Annotated in this window: 13 protein-coding genes; 8 read left to right on the top strand and 5 right to left on the bottom strand. The window is 32.4% G+C overall.

What is annotated here, in order from left to right:
• The 4 genes from EM932_RS01650 to EM932_RS01635 are packed head-to-tail and all read right to left on the bottom strand — an operon-like array spanning position 1 to position 4812.
• On the bottom strand, positions 1 to 591 hold the full coding sequence (locus EM932_RS01650; protein WP_135874797.1) for a hypothetical protein: 591 nt from the start codon (positions 589 to 591) through the stop codon (positions 1 to 3).
• Positions 584 to 1915 carry a V-type ATP synthase subunit B gene (locus EM932_RS01645; protein ID WP_135874796.1) on the bottom strand — a complete coding sequence of 444 codons (1332 nt, stop codon included), beginning with the start codon at positions 1913 to 1915 and terminating at the stop codon, positions 584 to 586. Before EM932_RS01645 ends, EM932_RS01650 begins: the two co-directional genes overlap by 8 nt.
• On the bottom strand, positions 1896 to 3641 hold the full coding sequence (locus tag EM932_RS01640; RefSeq protein WP_135874794.1) for a V-type ATP synthase subunit A: 1746 nt from the start codon (positions 3639 to 3641) through the stop codon (positions 1896 to 1898). The genes EM932_RS01645 and EM932_RS01640 overlap by 20 nt, the downstream gene beginning before the upstream one ends.
• Before the next feature lie 28 nt (positions 3642 to 3669).
• A complete protein-coding gene (locus EM932_RS01635; protein WP_135874792.1) occupies positions 3670 to 4812 on the bottom strand; it encodes a universal stress protein in 1143 nt (380 codons plus the stop codon).
• Positions 4813 to 5278: 466 nt separating this feature from the next.
• On the opposite strand from EM932_RS01635, the gene EM932_RS01630 reads away from it, so the two are divergent.
• From EM932_RS01630 to EM932_RS01615, 5 genes are read left to right on the top strand one after another with little or no spacing between them, the layout of a single operon-like run.
• Entirely contained in the window at positions 5279 to 6076 is a 798-nt protein-coding gene (locus EM932_RS01630; protein ID WP_135874789.1) for a universal stress protein, read from the top strand.
• A 27-nt stretch (positions 6077 to 6103) separates the two neighbouring features.
• Positions 6104 to 6277: a hypothetical protein gene (locus EM932_RS20800; protein WP_170179692.1), complete on the top strand. Its 174-nt coding sequence runs from the start codon at positions 6104 to 6106 to the stop codon at positions 6275 to 6277.
• A 22-nt stretch (positions 6278 to 6299) separates the two neighbouring features.
• On the top strand, positions 6300 to 6953 hold the full coding sequence (locus tag EM932_RS01625) for a succinate dehydrogenase cytochrome b subunit (RefSeq protein ID WP_135874787.1): 654 nt from the start codon (positions 6300 to 6302) through the stop codon (positions 6951 to 6953).
• Positions 6954 to 6960: 7 nt separating this feature from the next.
• Entirely contained in the window at positions 6961 to 8868 is a 1908-nt protein-coding gene (locus tag EM932_RS01620; protein ID WP_135874785.1) for a fumarate reductase/succinate dehydrogenase flavoprotein subunit, read from the top strand.
• A gap of 53 nt (positions 8869 to 8921) precedes the next feature.
• Complete coding sequence (locus tag EM932_RS01615; protein ID WP_135874783.1) at positions 8922 to 9665, top strand: succinate dehydrogenase/fumarate reductase iron-sulfur subunit; 744 nt, start codon at positions 8922 to 8924, stop codon at positions 9663 to 9665.
• 214 nt (positions 9666 to 9879) lie between these two features.
• Here EM932_RS01615 and EM932_RS01610 read toward each other — a convergent pair whose 3' ends face one another.
• Entirely contained in the window at positions 9880 to 16455 is a 6576-nt protein-coding gene (locus EM932_RS01610; protein WP_135874781.1) for an alpha-2-macroglobulin family protein, read from the bottom strand.
• 896 nt (positions 16456 to 17351) lie between these two features.
• On the opposite strand from EM932_RS01610, the gene EM932_RS01605 reads away from it, so the two are divergent.
• The 3 genes from EM932_RS01605 (at position 17352) to EM932_RS01595 (ending at position 22014) form a co-directional block, all read left to right on the top strand.
• On the top strand, positions 17352 to 19187 hold the full coding sequence (locus EM932_RS01605; protein WP_135874779.1) for a tetratricopeptide repeat protein: 1836 nt from the start codon (positions 17352 to 17354) through the stop codon (positions 19185 to 19187).
• Positions 19188 to 19541: 354 nt separating this feature from the next.
• Positions 19542 to 20462, top strand: coding sequence for a T9SS type A sorting domain-containing protein (locus EM932_RS01600; RefSeq protein ID WP_170179691.1), 921 nt, complete (start codon positions 19542 to 19544; stop codon positions 20460 to 20462).
• Positions 20463 to 20508: 46 nt separating this feature from the next.
• Positions 20509 to 22014 (top strand): T9SS type A sorting domain-containing protein, encoded by a 1506-nt coding sequence (locus tag EM932_RS01595; protein WP_135874775.1) that lies wholly within the window; start codon positions 20509 to 20511, stop codon positions 22012 to 22014.
• The last annotated feature ends 701 nt before the right edge of the window (positions 22015 to 22715 follow it).

Here is a 22715-nt window from a genome sequence, read left to right as displayed (position 1 = left end):
CTATTTTCCCTTTAAAATTTCCACCCACTTTTGGCTCAAGTGGTGACTTAATAGCTCTGACACTTCTTCTGCTGTAATCTGATAGCTCCAGCCTTCATCTATTTTAGTAACTGACAGACCTGAGAATAATTGCTCTCTTTTTAGTATTTTAAAATTACGCTTTGAATCCGCCACTTTTTGTCGAATAGCATCTACCATTTGGTCTTCAACATTTGCAGGAAGCACAATGTCTACATTATTACCTATAGTATCTATAATCTTGGTAATTACTAAGGTATAGAGCTCTGGCGTAAATGCAGTTTCTACTTCAGCCTCTAATACAGCTTTAAATAGCTTGAGTAAATCGTTCTTAACAGAAATATGAACATCTCGTGCGGCCTGTTTCAGAGCAATTTTACCTTTATCAAGTGTAGCATCAGCTTCTTTTTTAGCTTCATTTAAAATTTGTAGCCTCTCTTCTTCTGTATTTTTTAATAATTGCTCCGCCTTTTGTTTAGCATCATTAATAATTTGCTGCGATTCTTTTTCTGCACTATCAATGGCTTCAGATTTAACCTTGGCAATTAACTCATCTAAGGTGTTATTACTCATTCGTACTGTTTTTTAAAATCTTAAATTTTTGGTTTTCTGGCCAATACATATTTACAAGTTCTGACGATAATACAACTTCTTCTTTTTTGAAATGATTAGCTAAAATATCCCAGCATAAATCCAAAGCATCTTCTAATTCTAGATAGCGGAACGGATCCATCAATTCCTTTTGAAACGTTTTACGATAATCTAGCAAGCGTAAAGAATATTCGTCCTTAACCGAGCCAAATTTTTGTGCTTTTACACGTTCTTCAGCTTCAGAAAATAAGCGTGCCATGGCATTCATAATACTTCTGTGGTCATCACGCGTTTTATCATTAACCTGTTGTTTTAATCGACTTAGCGACCCAAACAATTCTAGATAACCATCTTTCATAAAAAATTGTCCCTCAGTAATATATCCTGTGTTATCTGGTACTGGATGCGTTACGTCGTCCATAGTGGTTACACCCAAAATAGTTAAACTACCCGCACCATCAATATCGGCAGCCTTTTCGTAACGACTCGCTAATTGTGAGTACAAATCACCTGGATATCCTTGATTGGCAGGAATTTGGTCTTGTGCATTAGCAACTTGTCTCAGATAATCCGACCATTGTGTCATATCTGATAGTAGCACAAACACATTTTTACCTTGTAATGCAAAACGTTCACCTACTGCTAATGCCAAATCTGGCACCATTAAACCTTCAACGATAGAATCTCTATGCGTGTGGATGAACATAATAGTTTTGCTCTTACTCCCCGCTTCTTCAATACGTTCCTTAAAATAATGGTACTCATCATACTTTAACCCTACACCACCAATAATGATAACATCTGCATCGGTTTGTGTAGCAACATTGGCAAGCAGCCTGTTATACGGCTCGCCTGCCCTAGCAAAAATTGGGATTTTTTGTGAGCGTACTAGCGTATTAAATACATCAATCATGGGTACACCTGTACGAATCATATTCTTAGGAATGAGTCGTTTTACTGGATTTATTGATGGTCCTGCAACACGTGTCATGTCTGATACTAATTGAGGCCCACCATCTATAGGCTGTCCATTACCAGCATACACACGACCTAACATCTCATCTGAAAAACCAACCTGAACTGGATTTCCCAAGAAGCGTACTTTACAGTTCGTTGATACACCAAAACCACCAGCAAACAACTGTAACGTAACTTTAGAACCATTGAGAGCAATGACCTGAGCAAATGCCTTTCTACCATCAGGGTAAATGACTTCAGCCAACTCCTTATTGTGCACATCTTTAGCTTGAATGGTAAGAATGGCTCTACCAATACTATCTATATTCTCATACGTTTTCTTTAACATGTGCTTTTTGTTTAACCAGATTTAAGATTTTAGATTTTTGGTTATCGAAATTTGAGTCATCCATTTTCATGTAATTCCAGTCAATAAAAGCTTGACGAAGAAAATTGAAATGCGACCTGATATCTTCTTTAGTTTCAATATGAACAGATGTATCAATAATCTTCTTAACCATATTGAACATTAAACGCAATCGTTCAGGGTTTGTAACACCATCTACATCTTGAAAACTGTTTTGCTGTAAAAACACAGCATCCAATAATTCGGATTTTTGGTATGTGGTATAAGCTTCATTGGTGATGCCGCGTTCACCCATCAATACTAAATTGGATGCAATGGTCTTTCCTTCTCGAAGTAAATCTTTTAAAAAACGTACTTCGCCATCTGAAATGAGTGATGAATATTTTGAGTTACTATCAATACGGTCTATGGCAGGATATTTTCGGGCATCAGATAGTTCTCGTGACAATCCTAAAAAGGCTCCTGTACTTAGTAAAGTAGCTTGAGTTACGGGTTCATCAAAATTTCCACCAGCTGGTGATACTGTACCAATAATACTCAACGAGCTCTTGGAACCATCAGGTAGAATTTCCACACCAGCCCGATCATAAAAAGCAGAAATCAATGTTGAAATATACATCGGAAAAGCCTCTGGGCCTGGGATCTCTTCTTTTCTACCAGAAGTCTCTCTAAGTGCTTGTGCCCAACGCGACGTAGAGTCTGCAAGAATTAACACATCTAGCCCTTGTTTACGATAGTACTCTCCTACTGCAGTTGCCATATAAACAGATGCTTCACGAGCAGCAACAGGCATTGATGAGGTGTTACCAACAATATAAGTTCTGTCCATTAAAGATTTTCCTGTTCTTGGGTCAATAAGTTCTGGGAAATCCTTAAAAACCTCAACAGCCTCACCTGCACGTTCGCCACATGCTGCTATAATTACCACATCTGCTCTTGAGTGTTTAGCTATACTATGTTGAAGTACTGTTTTTCCTGCTCCAAATGGTCCAGGGCTACAAGCCGTACCACCATAAGCTATTGGAAAAAGTGCATCTAAAATCCGCATTCCTGTAGGAAGTGTTTCCGTAGGCACTGAACGCTCGTGAAAGGGCATCGGTTTTTTAACAGGCCAATCAAATGCCATAGTTAAATCCATAGTATTACCTAAACTATCTTTAATAGTGCTAATGGTATCTTTTATGGTGTAATCACCTTCTGCCACAATATGTTCAACTGTATAATCCCCTTGAACAGAAAATGGCACAAAAATTTTATGTTGAAACATTTTTTCGGGTACTGTACCTAGAATAGAACTTCCGCTAACGACATCACCCTTTTTTATTTGGGGTGTAAAATGCCATTTTACATTAGTGTCTAAAGGCTCTACTACCATTCCTCGCTCTAAAAACCACTCTTTCTCTGCCAGTTTATACAAAGGGTTTTGAAGCCCATCGGTTACAGTACCTAAAATACCAGGACCTAATTTTACGGCTAAAGGAAGCCCAGTGAATTCTACAATGTCACCGACTTTCATCCATGAGGTATCTTCAAAGACTTGTAAATACACTAATTTACCAGGCTTAACATCAATAACTTCAGCTTTTAAGCGTTTACCATCTTCTAAGATAATGTAAGCTACTTCACCATTCATTATAGCTCCTTGAGTGTTTTCTGCACCTACCAAGGATTCGTTAACACTAACGACTTTTCCTTTTGCTTTTTCCAAGTGATTTGAATTTCTTAAGTGTTATTATTTAACTACCTCTCAATTTTCGAACTTCTTCTTCAATTTTTGAATACCAGATTCTATCTTTTATTTCCCTACCATTATTCCTGTATCGTTTTGCTTTTTCAGGTTCGTTGGTTTTATCGTACACTTTGGCTATTGCAAAATAAGCTGGCACATGCATATTGCTTATGCTCAGGCAAGACTTAAACTGTTCTATAGAGTCTTCATAAAATCCGTCTTCCATAAGTTGAGTTCCTGTTTTGTATAACATTTCAATATCTTTGATATCATTTTCGAGTTGCAAACTGATAACATCTTCGGATTTTAGAGTTAAAAACGAGCATGGTACTTCTCTTACTACTTTTTCGGTAACGCTACCCATAATTAAACGGTTCAAACCTGTTCTTCCTGCTGTGCCCATTACAAGTAAGTCTACCATTTTTCTTGAAATTGCGCTAAGTATCTCTTCAGCTGGATTTCCTTTTGGAGTTTCTTTAGACCAATTCAGTTCTGTTAGATTGAACTCTTCCAGAAACGCATTGAATTGAGCTTTGTGTTGGGCACACCTGATATAGTTTTCTTCAGCTCTTTCTGTTTCTGACGCAAACCAAGTAGATCCTTGTAATTCGCAAACACCAAGAATAGTTAATTCTGCCCTAAACCTACGAGCCATTGTAATGGCATTTTTAAGAGCACGTTTTGATGATTCAGAAAAATCAACTGGACAAAGAATGTTTTGAACATTAAGAAGTATACCTTCTTTTACTACGAAAACAGGTTTTTCACTTTTTTGAATGATCCGTTCAGCTGTAGTTCCTAATTGAAATTTATTTCCTCTTTGCCCTTCTCCAGAACCAATTAAAATGAGATTAGTTTTAACATCGATTGCAGATCGGACAACACTATCGCTAATTGAGCCAAATTCAAGTATTGGTTCTCCAACCTCTACACCAGCGTTTTCTATAATTTTCATGGTCTCGTTTAGCTTCACTAATGCCGTTTCGTTTAGCAATGTCTTTACCTTTTCATTAACAATATCGTCAGGGAGTATATGAATAGGGGTAATCTTCGATTGCATTACTTTTGCAAGTTCAATTGCAGTTTGTAAAACATTATCAGAAGATTTGCTAAAATCATCTGCCAATAAAATATTTTCTAATAGTTTCATCTGTTTAAATTTTATTATTTCTTAATCTCATACTTTGATTTTTAAGAATCAGTTTAACTATAGCATATTTCATTAAAAACCATAAATCAAAAGATTTTGTATTTAATGCTAATTAATAATTCTTTCGATATTAGATTAGAAGCATACACAACTAGTAATTTGTTATAAAACTATTATTTGATTCTTTAGAAAAACTTAAGAACAAGCAAATACTATTGATGAATTAAGGAAGTATTAATTAAGATATAGTCTACTACAAAATGCTTGTATTTAAGAAAATATTTAATCTTAGTTAGCCATTTCTTATTCTCTAAAGTTTGTCTAAAGATTTTGTTTATAGGTTTGTAATAAGCGAAAATGAAGTACTGTTTTTTTAGATAATAAAACTGCAAGGGTATTTATAATCTTAGACAAGTAAATAAAAGCTTCACATCAAAGAATATACTCACATTAAATATTTTGAAAAATGAATAAAATTCTTGTTCCTGTCGATTTTTCAGACACATCCTTAAATGCTTTGTCTTATGCTATTAAACTATTTGGGTCGTCATCTGTAGAGATTACAATCTTACATATTTATGGGATAAAATCAACCGCTCTCCTTATGAAATCAATAGATGGTCTATTAGAAAAAGATGCACAACGTAGTATGGATGAGCTCATTGAAAAGGTTCAGAAAGAGTTCCCAAAAATTGCTATGAAAACCAAAATAGTTCTGAACGATACCGTTACTGCTATTACCTCACTGGGAAATAGCGGAAAATACGACTATATTGTTATGGGCACCAAAGGTGCTAGTGGCTTAAAAGAAGTTTTTATAGGAAGCATTGCAGGTGGTGTTATTTCTAAAACTAAAAAAGCTCCCGTAATTGTTGTTCCTAGATTCTACTATTACAATTCACTCGATGAAATTGTTTTTGCTATTAGTGATAACCCATTATCTAATACAACTGTAATTGAACCTTTACGCAAGATCGCTAAGATGCATAAAAGCAAGATTAAAGTCCTACATATCACGGAAAAACAAACATCAGATATACAAGAGACCTTAAACCAACTTAAAGACTTAAATCCTTCTGTGACTTATGCATTTGGAACTGGTAATACCAATGCAGACCTGAACGATTATCTGAAGAAAAATGATTCTAAATTACTGTGTTTAATTCGTGGTAAGAAAGATTTTTTCGACCGTTTATTTGGAGAAAGTGTTACTTTAAAGCAAACATTTAGCAGTCCTGTTCCATTGCTTATTCTACACGATTAATCTTCTACATGATTAAATCTTTAAGACATGAAAAAATTATTTATTATACCTCTAATAGTTTCAATATTTACCATTTTTAGTTGTGGTTCAACAAAAAATGCTCCAAATCAGTCTGCTTTTGAATCTGAGACTAATAAAATTGAATTACCTCCAAATGTCGCTTCTAACAAATATTCGAAGAAACGAAATAGTACTAGATAGTTTTAAAAAAGATAAATAACCAATGTTTTTCAAAAAATCCATTATCGCTCTCACAGGTTTATTTCTTTGTATTTTCCTAATTGTACATTTATCTGCTAATTGTATTTTATTACTTCCCAAAGACATTGCCAGAGATCTTTATAACTCATATTCTACAACTCTAAGAGAAAGTCTGTTTATCAAAATAATAGCGTATGTTCTATATCTATCCATTCTCCTGCATGTAGTTTATGCTTTATTAATTACTTTAAGAAACAGAAAAGCCAAATCACAACACTACTCAATAAACAATTTTAGAGAAAACAGTAGTTGGGCATCACAAAACATGGGGCTTTTAGGTGTTATAATTCTTTTATTTATTTTAGTACACTTGGCTAATTTCTGGGCTCGTATTAAACTAGGTATTGGAGAAAACATAGGTTTAGATGCAAATGGGCATGTGAATGTCTATGAAGTTACCTATGGTCTTTTTCAAAATATCTATTTCGTAATGTTTTACACGGTTTTAATGATTCCACTTGGGCTACATCTTAACCATGGTCTAAAGAGTGCTTTTATGACTTTAGGTTTTTACCATAAAAAAGGATTACGAATATTAGCCAAAACCTCATTAATATATGCGACCATTATGACCGTAGGCTTTGGTATCATTCCATTTATTTTATTCTTTAAATAGCCGAAACATGCTTGATTCAAAAATTCCAGAAGGACCTATAGAGAACAAATGGCTTAATTACCAGATAAAAGCAAAATTAATAAATCCTGCTAACAAGAAAGCGCTGAGTATTATTGTTGTGGGCTCTGGGTTGTCAGGCGCTGGATCTGCTGCTACACTTGCCGAATTGGGATATCATGTAAAATGCTTTTACTATCAGGATTCTGCTCGCAGAGCACATTCCATTGCTGCACAAGGAGGAATTAATGCTGCAAAAAATTACCAACACGATGGTGATAGTGTATGGCGCATGTTTTATGACACTTTAAAAGGTGGAGATTTTAGATCTCGTGAAGCTAATGTATACAGATTAGCAGAATTATCGGCTCCACTCATTGACCATTTTGTACAACAAGGTGTCCCATTTGCCCGTGAATATGGAGGCGTACTCGCAAATCGTAGTTTTGGAGGCGTCCAAGTGCAACGTACATTCTATACTCGGGGACAGACAGGACAACAACTTTTGTTGGCTGCTTACTCGCAGTTATATAAAATGAAAAAGGCTAAAAAAGTGGAACTATTTCCTCGCCATGAAATGCTAGACCTGGTTGTTATTGACGGAAAAGCTAAGGGTATTATTGCACGAAATTTGGTAACAGGGCAATTAAAACGTTTTGTAGCCGATGCAGTAGTATTGGCTACAGGAGGATATTCAAGAGTGTTCCGACTTTCTACCCTAGCGATTGGCTGCAACGCCAGTGCTATATGGAAGGCTCATAAACGAGGGGCTTATTTTGCTGCACCAAGTTTTACTCAAATACACCCTACTGCCTTACCTCAAACCAGTGAAGCACAATCAAAACTAACCTTAATGTCAGAGTCGCTGAGAAATGATGGGAGGATTTGGGTGCCAAAAAAGAAAGGTGACAACCGAAACACAAATGATATTCCTGAAGAAGAAAGAGACTATTATCTTGAACGTCGTTACCCTAATTTTGGAAACCTTGCTCCAAGGGATATTGCCTCAAGAGCAGCAAAAGAGCGTATTGATAAAGGGTATGGCGTTGGGCAACTTAAAAATGCCGTTTATTTAGATTTTAGACACGCCATTAAACAATTTGGCATGCACACAATAAAAGACAGATACAGTAATCTTTTTGAAATGTACAAGAAAATTACTGGAGTTGATGCCTACCAAGAACCTATGCAAATATCGCCTGCAGCACACTTCTCTATGGGAGGTCTTTGGGTAGATTATGAATTGATGACTACCATACAAGGACTATATGCCATTGGCGAATGTAATTTTTCTGATCATGGCGCAAACCGTCTTGGAGCAAATTCTTTACTACAGGCAAGCATTGATGGGTATTTCATTCTACCAAATACCATCAATAACTATTTAGCGAATACATTAAATGAAATGCGTCCTACTCTAGAACATCCCGAATTTGATAATGTACAAAAAGAAATAGAACAACAAATTGCTAAGCTTCTTTCTATAAATGGTAACAAAACTGTTGATCATTTTCATCGTGAATTAGGTAAAATTATGTGGCAAGAATGTGCAATGAGCAGAAATAAACAAGGACTTGAAAAAGCTATTGTTCAAATCAAAGATTTAAAGAGAGATTTTTGGAAAAATGTTAAAGTGACTGGTAGTGATAAGGAAATGAACACTGAATTGGAAAAAGCTTTACGATTAGCAGATTTCATTGAGTTAGGCATTCTAATGTGTACAGATGCTTTACAACGGGAGGAGTCATGTGGTGCTCATTTTAGAGAAGAATACCAAACAAAAGATGGAGAAGCCATGCGTGTTGATCATAGATTTTCGTACGTGTCTGCTTGGGAGTATAATAATGGAAACTTTAAACTCCATAAAGAGCAATTGGAATTTGAATATGTCAAGCCCTCTGTTCGAAGTTACAAATGAACGTTATAAAATTTTGGAAACTCTAATACTTCCTCTACAACTAAACAAAACGCATGAAAGTAACATTCAAAATCTGGAGGCAAGAAAACGCTAAAACTAAAGGAGATTTTAAATCTTATGAAGTTTACGACTTAACAAAAGATATGTCTTTTCTTGAAGCTTTAGATCATCTTAATGAACTTCTAGTTGAACGAGATGAAAAAACCATTGCATTTGAATATGACTGTCGAGAAGGTATCTGTGGCCAATGTTGTTTATTTATAAATGGTAGGGCTCATGGTCCTCACAGTAACATGACCACATGCCAATTACATATGCGAAGTTTTAAAGATGGTGAAACTATTGTTGTTGAACCTTGGAGAGCTACAGCTTTCCCTGTAATCAAAGACCTAGTTATTGATCGTTCTTCGTTAGACAGAATTATAGAGCAAGGTGGTTACATTAATGCAAAAACTGGTACAGCGCCAGAAGCAAATGCCATACTCATTAGTAAATCTATTGCAGATAAAGCTATGGATGCCGCTGCTTGTATTGGTTGTGGTGCTTGTGTAGCTACATGTAAGAACTCATCTGCTGCACTATTTACCTCCGCAAAAATTAATCACCTAAATAGTTTACCTCAAGGACATCAGGAAGCCTCCACAAGGGTTTTGAAGATGGCACGACAAATGGAACTTGAAGGGTTTGGAAGTTGTACTTTCACTGGTGCGTGTGAAGTAGAATGCCCCGAACATATTTCAATAATAAATATTGCAGAAATGAATGTTAGAAGGCTTAAAGCTAAATGGTTCGAATAATTAATTACGAATTTGAAATTACGTTTGTCATAAATCTTTGATTATCAATAATATTATTTAAAATAGCTTGCGATATTTTAAATGCACCTTATTCTAAGGATGGTGCTAATAATTCTATTTAAGTTTCAAACTTAAAACTAGCTTTATTTGAATCCTGTAATAAATAAAAAACTTTTTGATTGTGATTTTTGATTTTTTCTATTTTTATATAATTTTATTTTTCTATTTGTACTCTAATACCTTTAGAGTGATTGGCAAATTTTGGTGCATACATACTTTGAATAGTCGTAATACCATTTGAAAAATCACCAATGTTGCTAGCTCTTAAATTATACTCAAAAACATAAGTGCCTTTTGGTAGTTCATCAAAAAAGAAATGTGTAGCGACGTCCTTTGTACTTTGATAATAGCCAAGTCCATCTTGCCATTTATATTCTGATAGTACATCAATCGGTTCTAATCCAGACGCTCTCAAATCTTTAAGGTGGACAAATTCCATATCATCCTTAGATATTATCTCTACACGAATGGTAATCAAATCTCCTAATTTTATAGGAACTTCTGAAGTTACAGAAATTAACTCTTCACTCCTATCTGTTACTTTCTTGATAAATACATTCTTTTTAATGTGTAACGGCGTATTTTCTGAAGAGGTGATTTTATCTAAATCTTCAAAGTATTGCCAATATACCCCACCAAATCCAGTAACATTACTTTTGTTTTTTATTGAAACCGAAGCCATTTCTGGAACTATTTCATTTTCATTCCAATTCACTTTCAAATACCCAGTTCCAGCTTCTTTCATTATTGGTTCGAGTTTACTTGTTTTTATTTTTTCATTACCTATTGTAATTACTGTATTATCTGAAACATCCAACCAATCATTTCCATGCATTAATAACGCATAAATAGCTTCTGTGGTTGCTTTAGTTGTAGACCACTGATTAGTTTGTTTATTTTTAATCAACCATTGTTTCATTTGATCAACCTTTTTTATATCTCCTTTAATTTCAGCGAAGGCTTCAATCAATAAAGCTTGTGTTTCTATAGGCGCTTTATCCCAGTACCAACTATTATTATTTTCCTTCCAATACATCCCATTATCTTCACTATAAACCGCTTGTTCGTTCAACGCCTCTAATATCTTTTTAGCTGTTTCGATTTCTTTCATTCTATATAGAACAATAGCAATTAGCCCTTTACTGTATATCGATTGTGTTAGCCAATTTTCTTTGCTCTTACTCAAATAAACATCCACGATTCGCTTTGTTTTACTAGATAACGGATATGTATCCATAAAAAAGCTTCTTGAATACAAATAATGTAATGTATGATTACTTATGGAAACATTGGTTGAATCCTTGGACAACCTAACGCTATCATAATAATCCTTTGAAAATTCTGAATCAAGATAAGCAATTGCCTTTTTTACAATAGGGTCGATTTTATAATTATTTTCGATTTGGACGTTTAATTTTTGTAAGTGCCCAATACCAGCAACAATATGCCGTGTTATAAAGGTATTTTCCTTGCCTCCAGAAAACCAAGGAAACCCTCCTGATGTATGTTGTAACTCCTTTAATTTACTTATTGTCTGTAATTGTTGCTCTTTTAGCTTTTCTTTATCAAATAAATTAGCAATTCTAGTCTTATTTTCTTGATCTGTTTTTAAATCTCTAATCCACGGAGATTCTGAAATAAGAATAGATTTTAAAGTTTCATTCTTTTCTAGTGGAGACTCTAATTCATTGCTTTTTCTCCAACTTTCAAAAACTGACTCAATTTGAGGGTTTTTTATAATAATATCTTCTGCTAATGCATTTGCATAAAACCGAGAGAATGTTTGCTCAGCACATTCATAAGGAAACTCCATTAGATATGGCAATGATTTTATAGCAAGCCAAGCTGGATTAGAGGTATATTCTAGGGTAAACTTATGATTTGTTTGAGAATCTGACACAGGAAGCTTTAATTTATTAAATTCAACTTCTTTTGTTTTCCCAGGCGGTATCCATAAAGGTCTAGCTTCAGTCACCAAAGTTCTGTTAGATAATACTGGTAAAATACTAGACTCTCCATCTGTATGTTTTCCAGATTTAGCAACTATCTTATATTGCAAAGCCTGTATACCTTCAGGAATCTTAAAGCTCCATACCACTGAAGTATTTCCTTTAGGCGTAATATTAAAGTTTTTAGTAGGTTTTATGGTAATTAGATTATTATCTATTGGTTCCATGGTCACAGCATCGAACAATTGTAACACGGAAATACCTGTCAATGATTCATCAGTTAGGTTACTAATTTTAGCACTTAAATTTATTATATCGTTTTCTCTTAAAAAGCGTGGTGCATTTGGAATGACACTAATATCCTTTTGCGTTATTGCAGTTTTTTCCAGTGTACCAACCTCTAATGCCTTGTTATGAGCTAAAAGCATCAATCTCCATTTAGTTAAAGCCTGAGGTGAATCAAAGCTAAACTGGACTTCTCCATTCTTATCGGTTTTTAAATGGGGAAAGAAAAAAGCCGTCTCTTTTAAATTACTTCTGGCCTCCACTTGAGTCAGTGCTTTCAATCCTTTTTTAGTAGTGATTACAACCACACCATTGGCAGCTCTTGCTCCATAAATAACCGTTGCGCTTGATCCCTTTAAAACAGTAATATCCTCAATATCATTTGGAGAAAATTGAGCATCTAATTCTGAATTCATAGGCACTCCATCTATTATAAAAAGTGTCTGTTCATTATTGGGTATTGAATTATTTCCTCTTATAGTAATTTGAGTATTCACCCCTGGAGCTCCTGTAGACTGAACAATATTTACTCCTGTAATTTTACCACCTAGTTTACTTATAAAATCTTGAGAAATATCCTTTGCTGTCACATATGATATAGATCCCGTTAGACTGGCTTTCTTTTGAACTCCATAACCAACCACAACCACCTCATCCAGATGTGCAACATCTTCAGTCATGGTCATGTTATAAGTTCCTGATTTTGTTATGGCTATTTCTTTACTCGTAAATCCAATATAATTAATTACCAATTCGGAACCTGCAGGTGCATTTATAGAATAAAATCCATCAAAATCAGTCTGTGATCCTATAGTCGTTCCCTTAACTATTACATTTACACCAGGAAGAGGCATTCCACTTTCATCAACTATAATTCCACTGATATTCCCCTCAACATATTTTGGATTATCTTGCCTTATAGAAAGCGTATTTAGGTACTTTTTATTTTCATAATCTATAGCCCCAAAATTAAATCCAAACCAATTGATGCGGTGATAATTTTTAATAAAAGAATTTAAGTTGTAATGCTTGGAATAATTGAAATCATCAAACGTGATTGTGCTGAAAAAATTACCTCTTTGAACTCTAGGTGCATAAGAATAATTATAATTTCTCCACCCAATATTAGTTTTCCATGAATGTTCCTTGAATTGATCTAAAGAAGTATCATACATTGAAGCTAGCACTTCAGCTTCTGCTCTTTCATTATCGGAGTTGGTAATCTTAAAACTCCATGTTTCCTTTTGATCAGGCATTAAGTTATTTCTAAAACTTATTGTTTCTATTTTCAATTCTTTTTCAATTTCTGGAAAGTTTACCGAAAATTGATCACTATGCAAACTATTGAACTTTGCAAAGTACACATTGAAATCTAGTTTATTTTTGTAGTTTTTAAATACAGGTATTTTAACTAAACTATGACCATTCTCTATGGATACGATCTCATTAAAAATAGATTTTCCTCTATAATATGCTTCTAAAACAACATTTAGGTTTTTAGAAGCCGTTTTTAACTTTACTCCAACATATCCGTCTTTTTTGAAATCTGAATTAATAATTTCATATTCAAACATTCTATAATCCGATAAATAATTATCGTTTGGATGGTACACCTCTAATTGTTTTTTGACTATAACCGTATCTTTGAATATATCAATAGCTTTTGCCTCTAATAGGTACGTCCCCGACTCCCAATTGGAAATATCTTCCAATATGACATCTTTATTATCTGCAGCACTCAACATCTTTGAGAACACTAGTTTTTCATTTTTCCAGTGCTTTTTTAAATCAATGCTGTCATAAACTTCATTTGGAAATAGTTCAATATATCTATTTCTTTGGAGGAATGGCAAGTCAACTACACCCCAAGGTTTTGGGCGAAGTACACGTTTAGAACCCGATAATTTGTTGATTGAAAGTTCAACCCTTGCCTGAATAGGATGGTCATTCAAATTTTTTGTGCTTAACTTAAACTGTTGGGAAATATTACTATTGAGTTTACTTCCTATAAACAAATCCATTTTTAAATTATGAAAACCAACCTTTACAGTCTTATTGGCACTCCTTGTTTCCCCATTAATATCAGTAACATCAGCTTCAATAGTATATATAAAAATAGGCTTATCTTTTTTAGTAACTGTTGAATCTGGAATTGCAAGAAAGTCAATATAGAATTCACCTTTTTTATTGGTTTTTGTAGCTCCTGTTTTTATGACTTGTGACTTCCCTCCATAATAATTATGACTCCAATTTGGTATGGTCTTTCGTGAAATTGAAAATTTAACTTTAGCATCGGAAATATTAGAACCGAAAAACGCCTTTGCGAAGCCTGAAACCTCAATACTATCTCCTACTTTATAGCTTTTGGTTACATCATCAAACAAAACTTCAAACTTTGGACGTTTATATTCTTCTACAGAAAAATATACTTCAGCATATTCTAAATCATCAATTTTCTCATAATATGGATCCTCATCCTCGTCATCAGTTCCATAATCTTCATCCATTTCAATATAGAACTCTCCGGTAAGCACATTACTTGGGATTTTAAATTCTCCACTTACGGAACCATATTCATTGGTTTTCAACCTATACTCTTTAAGCTCTTCATCATTTGTATCATATACAATAACCGATGTATAAACATTTGGTACGACTTTAGATTTCCCTTTCTTCTTTTCAACTAGTACGCCTTTAAAATGAACAGTTTGTCCAGGCCGATAGATACTTCTATCTAGGTATAGAAACATCTTGCTTAAATGCTCTTCATCTTCATCATCACTACTATAATGATGATATAAATAAAGATTCTCTTTTATTAATGTATCACCTTCATGACTCGCAATAAGTCTTAGGTTTTCTTGATAATCTTTATTTTTTTTAAGGTAAAATTCGCCTTGATCATTGGTTTTACCCTGAGGGTAAATATTCTTTGACCCAGATATTGATAGATTTACATCTTTGACAAGACTACCGTTTTCTCTATTTAAAACTTTAATTACAAAGTTTTTACCCTTGTCAATAGTTAACATGGATAAATTACTAGCAGTAATAACATCGTAACTATAAACTTCTTTAATTGATGATATTTCTGCCCTTTTAGAGGCAACAATTAGATAACTACCTTTAGATAGTTTGGGTAAATCAACCTCTGTTGAATATTTATAGAAGTTTTTTTGCGGTTGCAACTTATAAAATCGGGTTTGAATAGGTTCATTTCTTTGTATAAGCTCAAGTACCAAACTATCTTTTCTATGTGAATACATGTTCTTAAAATAGTTGTGAGAAACTCTATATGCAGACACAAATAGACTATCCGCACTTTTAAATGTTACTTTAGCTAGAAATGGCTTTTCTGGAACAATATATCTTTCAGCCTCAATAGTTAGTGATTGTTCTTCAATTTTGTTTTTTAATACGGTACATAACAAACCTCCATTTGAATTGGGAAACTTATTTAAAACGCTATCACATATAGCTAAGGCTTTAATTCTATATTCCTTTAAAACTGGATCTTTTTTTGCATTAGATTTTTTACTTGATTCAAAATAAAAATCTGCAATATTATAATCAATAATTGATGAGATATCATGTTCCTTAAATTTATTTGATAAGTTATATAAAGCCTTAATATAGAAAGCTTCTTTATTCTCTATGGTAGTGTGTTTTCTTGAAAATTTCAATCGAGATAAAACAACATCTATATATGCTACCGTGTCCGATTTTTGATGAAAACGCTCTAAATTTTGATATAATTTTAAAGCATTTCTATTGGAATAAATACTATCAATAGTATAAAAAGGCTCTTGTGTAAATTGCTCAGTAGCTTGAAAAACAACAGGGTTATTAACATAAAAACGATCTTTTGGTCTTTTTACATACCATTTATTCAATTCATAAAACTGTAATGCCCGATGGGCTAGGAAATCATAAAGTGTCGGTCTATATTTATATGAGGTTTTACTATCCGTTAAAATAGCCTTAAAATTCTTGATCGAAACTTGTTTTAACACATCTTGTTCTAGTAAAGATTGCTCATAATGCCTTGCAATTTGATAGACAAATGTATTCACATCCCATGTCTCAAAATCACTAGATTCATTAGGAAAATAGGCCTTTGTTCTTTTACGAATTTTATAACGATTCTTTTGTAAATATTGATTTAGGTATCCTGCATAAATAGATTCTAAAAGTGCAGTAGTAGGAAAACTAGAGTCCTCAATGGTGGTTTCTAATTCATTGATAATGCTTTTCTGTGCGTCTTCTTCTAGAAGTAAGGTGAATTTTGATTTATATATAAATCCTTTTACTACTTGACTACTCTTATTAGACCGCTTAGCCTTTTTTAAAATTTTGTTGACTACGTCGTTAGCGCTCTTAAACTTTCCTTCTAATTCTAAGGTTTCAACTTCCGACCATAACTTATTGTACTTCTCTTGTGCATAAATAATCTGAATTCCAAAAGTCAGTATGGCTATAAGTAGTATTTTTTTCATGTGGTTAATTTTTCACTAAATAAGTACATGATCTAACAAAAGTAAAATCATAATGCGTAAAACCCAATTTTCAATGAGTAAACTAACCCAACTAGTTAGTCTGTCATGAATTAAATTCATACCCTTTTCATGACTTCATATTCTGCTTTTACCATTTTTTGCACCTCAAGTGTAAAAACCTTATTTGAGGTGTCAATCTGGTGTAATAATACCAATTCTCATTTGAAATAACCGTAATAAAACACCCTTTTTCGCCTTCTACTTCAATAGAAAAAGAAACCGTAACTTAGGCTATGCTTTATTTTTATATTTTGTATAAAGCAAAAAATCATTATTTTATTTTACTGTAATTCCAAACAAGAAATGGTATAAAAGTACAAGAATAGTTAAGGCAAGAGAAAGAAAGGTTTCAAAAGATACTAACAACTATTTGATTTATAGTCATTTGCGTTCAAATGACATCAAATAAAATTACTGTCTATTTGCTGATACAGAAAGTAATTATTACCATATTCATTGGGGTTGAAGACTTCAAGGTGTAACACTTTAGTTGCTTTTAGTTGGATGTTGTTTGAAAAGTTTACGAAATCAAAATGATGTTGAGTAATGTCATTACCATTTAAAAAAGAAGAACAGACGGTAATGACAAAAAAGAACTTCTCTACAGAGGAAAACGAGGTGTAAACTTTCTAAATATCTTCAATATGATTAAAGCTTCCCTTAATGGAGAAGCTAGACGAAAAAATATTAAATTTGGATTCTCAAAAAGCTATTCCTCCTATGGAAATTTAATACTTTAAAAGTGGTTGCCTTTTTTATTCGCATAAAATCATCAATAAAACACTAGTTAAATGTTTCAATATCATTTATTTTTGTTTTAAATAATTTCACCCGAGATGAAAATAAGTTATACATTTTTATTATATATACTTATAATTCAATTTGCTTTTTCAAAATCAAACAGAAACTATAACACTTTAGATTCTTGTATACCTCCAGCTGTAAATGGTTTAATGACTAATGTTATTTCTAGTGCAGTCCTTTTTAATTTAAACCAAAATAAAAATATTGATGAGTTAGTTTCTACTAATTCTTCAGTGATAATTTTAATTGAAAAAGCAAAGGAATTTATAGAAAAAACAAGCTATAGAGAGTCAAATGAATTACTTTTTAAAGCTGTAGAGATACTTGAAACAGAAGATGCTATTTTAGATTTAGGATATTGCTATAATTTAATCGGAAAAAATTACGAATCATTAAGCGATGAAAAGAAAGCTTTAGAATATTATTCTTTAGGTAATTTTGTATATCAGAAAACAAAAACTGTCACAAGATCAAAAATACTAAACTTAACAAATTTAGCTACTCTTTACACAATTAGATCAAGATTTTCAGAATCTTTACAGTTTTTAAATACAGCACAAGACTTAGCAAATTCTCTGAAAGACAAAAAACCTCTAGCTCAAGTATATAGTTGTATTGCAGAGATTTATATGAGGCAAAATGATTATAAAAAAGCGATCACTTATTTAAAAGATGTTGAGGGTATACTTGAAAATATTAGTGATCATAAAGGTATCGTTTCTAACCAGTTAAATATGATTGCGCTCAATTCAGAATTTGGAAAATATGAATTGGCCCAATCGCTTTTAAATAAATTACCAGATACTCTAAATGAACCAGAACATTTGTTCTATATAAATTACTATACTAGTGGAATACACTTAAATAATAGTGACTATAAAAACGCTTTATTATATGTAAATAAAGCGATAACGTCTGTAAAAAACAGTAGTATAGATAGTATTCCCTTCATTTTAAGCGCTGAGCATCAAAAAGCAATCATTTTTAATAAGTTAGGTGAAACTAAAAAAGCAATTAATATACTAGAAAAAACAATTAATAACATAGACAAATACGAACGATTAGGTCATAAAAGCACTGTATTACTTATGTTATCTGACTTGTATGTCGATTTAAAAGATTATAAAAAATCCAATGAAATTTTAAATGATTACATAATTATAAAAGATAGTATCCTAGCAATAGAAAATTCTAACAATGCAGAATTTTTTAAAACCATGTTTAATTTAGAAAAAGTAAAAGTAGATTTAGAAAAGAAGGAAACCGAATATCAATACTTATCCGAAAAAAATAAAACAAAAAATACGTATAATACCATCTTAATCATTTGCATTATTTTATTATTATTTCTAGCAGTTATTGTTTTTATTAAACAACGCCGACTTTATACAAATGAAAAGAGAACACAAAAAATAGAACAAGATAAGTTAAAACAGAATTTAGAATTTAATAAAAGACAGATCACAACTTTTTCTATTCACATAAAAGAGAAGAATCTGCTTCTAGAAAATATAAAAAATAAAATTTCAGAAGTATACAAGGTAGATCCAAAATTAAAAGCACTTTTATCTAATATCCATACCTATATAAATAACGATATCAAGTATAATAAGACAAAAATAGAGATGTATTCTAAGGTTCAAGAGAATAATAGTGAGTTTTTAATAAATCTAAAAAACGATTATCCAAATCTGTCGCCTAAAGAAGTGGATATTGTTCAAATGCTACTTTTAAATTTATCTTCAAAACAAATAGCAGCTCAATTAAACTTGTCAGTATATAGTGTAGACACCTATAGATCTAAAATACGATCTAAAATGAAAGTTCCTAAAAATGTAAAACTAAGTGATTATATAAATAAAATTTAATCTAGAAAATGTTCCATTAGTTTTTACACTTCTCAAAAATCAAATTTATAATACCATATTTAAAGTTTTTTATTCATATAACTAGACATCTGTAAGTTTAATAAGTTTAAAACAGATATACTAGAGTACTATTCTTACAGTAAAGTTTAATAAGTAATTAAATAATGTTACTGTATACTTAGGAAAGTAAAAATGCTAGATAACCGAAAAAAACAAGACAATACAGAATATATCTATATAAATAGAGAAATATTACAGTTTTTTTAAGGTGTATTTACTCAACAGGAATTTAAGTTAAAGACTACTTTTGAGCAAATTAAATTATTTAATTCTAAACCTTAAAAAATGAAAAAAATGAAAACAAGATTACTTAGCAAAAAAATTAGTCAAATAAGTAAAGCCTTAATCTTAGTATTAGCTTTTTATGCTACTAATATTCAAGCACAAAATAGTTGCGAGTCTTTTGGGCAATCGTTAAGCTTAGTAAAATCAATAAACGATTGTGGTAATGGTGGTCGTGTTAATACTACAATAGAAGGAGGACAAACACCATTTAATTTTAGTATTAAAAATATATTTACAAATCAACAAGCCTCAACTGTTACAAGCAATAGGTCTCTAAATATTGGTGTTTTTCCAGGTACATTTGAGATAAATATCATAGATGCTAATGGATGTAAGATCACATCTAAATTTACTGTATTTGCAGATAACTTTATTGTAAAAGATTTGGGATGTAATGACAATGGAACTAGAAAAATACGATTCTCAAATAAAAGTACAAGCTTAATCCCTATTGAGGTAGAAATTTTAGGTTTTACATTTAATCTTAACAGCGGAACCTCTTTATCTGCCAATTTGCCAGAAGACATATATACTGCAACTATTTCTAGACCAACATGCGCTCCTTATGAAGTGTCTTTTGGAGTGACAGCCTGTAAAAATGAAACAAACAAAACTAAAGTTAAAGCTGCGAAAACAAAAAAACGAGCGACTCAAAGTATATCCATAGAAGAGGTAGCTACTAAAGTAAAAGGATTAATATACCCTAACCCGACTTCAGATAAGATTACTATAGACTTAGGAACTACTATTAAAAAAGATAGTAAAGCAAGTATTATAGTTTATGATAATTCAGGTACTGTAGTTCTAAAAGAAAATTTTAAAGGAAAAAGTACACTTAATTTAAGAAACTTCGGTACAGGTCTTTATTTTCTAAACGTAATAGATGAGAACGGTAATGTTTTATATAACAATAAAGTAATCAAAAAGTAATTCATTGAATTAGTGACTTGAGATTATTATTTTAAATAAACAAATTATGAAAAGATTTTTAATTTTAATACTATGCCTACCTTTAACTCTCTTGGGGCAAGTACAAATAGGTAATGATATTAACGGTGCAGTTGGAGAGCTCTCAGGGTTTGCTGTAAGCACTTCTGCTAACGGTAATTTTGTAGCTGTTGGGGCACTGGGCGTTTTAAATGATAGTGGTGTAGAAACTGGAGCGGTACGTGTTTACGAAAACATAGCTAATGTATGGACTCAAGTGGGACAAAATATAACTGGTGATCAGCAATTAGAAAATGCTGGAACTGATGTTGCTATATCTGCTAATGGAAATATTGTTGTTGTAGCAAGTCCTGATTATGACATAGATAGTGCTTCAGATTCAACAGAAGGTCGTGTAAGAGTATTTGAAAATATATCAGGAACTTGGGTACAAGTTGGAGGAGATATTCTGGGTTCTACACCTAATGAATCTTTTGGTAATCATGTTGATATATCTAGCGACGGTAGTATTATTTCTGTAGGCGCTTTATTTAATAGTGATGCGGGTACAAACGCAGGTCAAGTAAGAGTATTCGAAAATTTATCAGGATCTTGGATACAAATTGGCCAGTCTATTAATGGATTAGCTGAAAATGATAGAACATCTAATCATGCAATTACTCCTGATGGCACTAGATTAGCAGTAACTTCTTTTGGAAATGATGGAGATAGTAAAGGAAGATTGCGAGTGTTTGATTACGACTTCTTTGCTGATAGCTGGGAACAAGTAGGACAAGATGTGCTTGGAATGGAATCACAAGAACAGTTAGGATCTGGAGGTTTTAGCATTTCTGATGATGGAACGGTAATAGGAATAGGAATTCCTTTAGCACCAGTGGTGAATGCACTAGGAAGGGCAAGATTTTACGGTTTTGACAACACAACAAATCAGTGGATTCAAATAGGCAATGATATTAATGGTGATATAGAGTTAGGCCAATTAGGAAACGGATCAGGTTTAGACCTTTCACCAGATGGAAACTTTGCTGTAATAGGTATCCCAAATGGTTTTATAGATTCTAATGGTTTAGAAACTGGAAATTTAGCTAGAGTTTATAAGAATCAGTCAGGTAATTGGGTACAGGTAGGATCAGATATTGAAGGTGATGTTTTAGGAGATAATTTTGGATTTAGTGTTTCTTTATCAAACAATGGAATAGTAGCAATAGGTGGTTTTACTAATGAATCAGCTGGTTCAATTGCTGGTCATGTAGAAATATATGATATTAACAATACTCTTTTGAGCACTGAAGAGTTTGCCATTTCTTCTGAGATTAGTTTATATCCAAATCCAACATCAAATGCTTTTTACATTAAAATTAAAGATGGAGTAATCTTAGAGAATGTAACCGTTTACAATAGCCTAGGACAAAAAATCAAATCTTCACTGGGTCAACAAAACAAGGTAGACCTGTCTGAAGTAAATACAGATGTTTATTTTGTAGAAATCACCACTAACAAAGGAAATACTTCAAAAAGAATTGTAGTTCAATAATAAAAACAGAAAACTATTTAGCTTTAATGGTTAAGTAAAAAAGTGCTCATAGCTAACTTAAAAAAGTTTTCGATGACAAAAAACGAGTTCCTCTTTTATAAGAAGATCTCGTTTTTAATTTAGTAAGAGATATCTAAGAGGAAAAATATGAATAGTTGAATAAGAAGACTTAAAATATTCACTAGTTTGCCTAAGCTAGTTCTCTCTTTTCTAATTGTACTTTCATAAGAGGTGTAAGTTTGGTGTAAAGAAAATATAAGTAAAGATAAATTAAAAGCCCTATAATTATAATCTCAAGCAAAGGAAGACATTCTACAACTAAAAGAAAACAAATCTATTTCCCGATACAGAAAGTAAATAAATAGTATTCATAAGACCTAATATATTTTTGGTACAAATTTGATACAAATATTATCATAATAATTAAAAATAAATCAAAATACTTCCTTAAATTACATAAATAATTATAATTGATATAAAATGGTTTAGTATAAATTAAAAAGGTACTATCTCATTAATTAGAGTTTACAGAACAAAGTATCCTCGTGCCTAAAAGTAGGGCTCCCAATAAGGCTTCTGTTTCAAATTTAAATACGCATGAATAACTTCATAACTATTTTCATTTTGAGAACTCCCATAAGTTGCTATATTGAAAGCTTGGGAGATATCAAAAAAACAAGGTAAATGTGATCCCTTTTAAA

This window comes from Flavivirga rizhaonensis (assembly GCF_004791695.1).
GTDB lineage: Bacteria > Bacteroidota > Bacteroidia > Flavobacteriales > Flavobacteriaceae > Flavivirga > Flavivirga rizhaonensis.
The sequence above is the reverse complement of the archived record's forward strand: the minus strand, read 5'-3'. Positions and strand labels throughout refer to the sequence as shown.

Coding starts and splice junctions, on each gene's coding strand:
- EM932_RS01650 (WP_135874797.1), bottom strand. CDS start 591: ATGAGTAATAACACCTTAGATGAGTTAATTGCCAAGGTTAAATCTGAA.
- EM932_RS01645 (WP_135874796.1), bottom strand. CDS start 1,915: ATGTTAAAGAAAACGTATGAGAATATAGATAGTATTGGTAGAGCCATT.
- EM932_RS01635 (WP_135874792.1), bottom strand. CDS start 4,812: ATGAAACTATTAGAAAATATTTTATTGGCAGATGATTTTAGCAAATCT.
- EM932_RS01630 (WP_135874789.1), top strand. CDS start 5,279: ATGAATAAAATTCTTGTTCCTGTCGATTTTTCAGACACATCCTTAAAT.
- EM932_RS20800 (WP_170179692.1), top strand. CDS start 6,104: ATGAAAAAATTATTTATTATACCTCTAATAGTTTCAATATTTACCATT.
- EM932_RS01625 (WP_135874787.1), top strand. CDS start 6,300: ATGTTTTTCAAAAAATCCATTATCGCTCTCACAGGTTTATTTCTTTGT.
- EM932_RS01620 (WP_135874785.1), top strand. CDS start 6,961: ATGCTTGATTCAAAAATTCCAGAAGGACCTATAGAGAACAAATGGCTT.
- EM932_RS01615 (WP_135874783.1), top strand. CDS start 8,922: ATGAAAGTAACATTCAAAATCTGGAGGCAAGAAAACGCTAAAACTAAA.
- EM932_RS01610 (WP_135874781.1), bottom strand. CDS start 16,455: ATGAAAAAAATACTACTTATAGCCATACTGACTTTTGGAATTCAGATT.
- EM932_RS01605 (WP_135874779.1), top strand. CDS start 17,352: ATGAAAATAAGTTATACATTTTTATTATATATACTTATAATTCAATTT.
- EM932_RS01600 (WP_170179691.1), top strand. CDS start 19,542: ATGAAAACAAGATTACTTAGCAAAAAAATTAGTCAAATAAGTAAAGCC.
- EM932_RS01595 (WP_135874775.1), top strand. CDS start 20,509: ATGAAAAGATTTTTAATTTTAATACTATGCCTACCTTTAACTCTCTTG.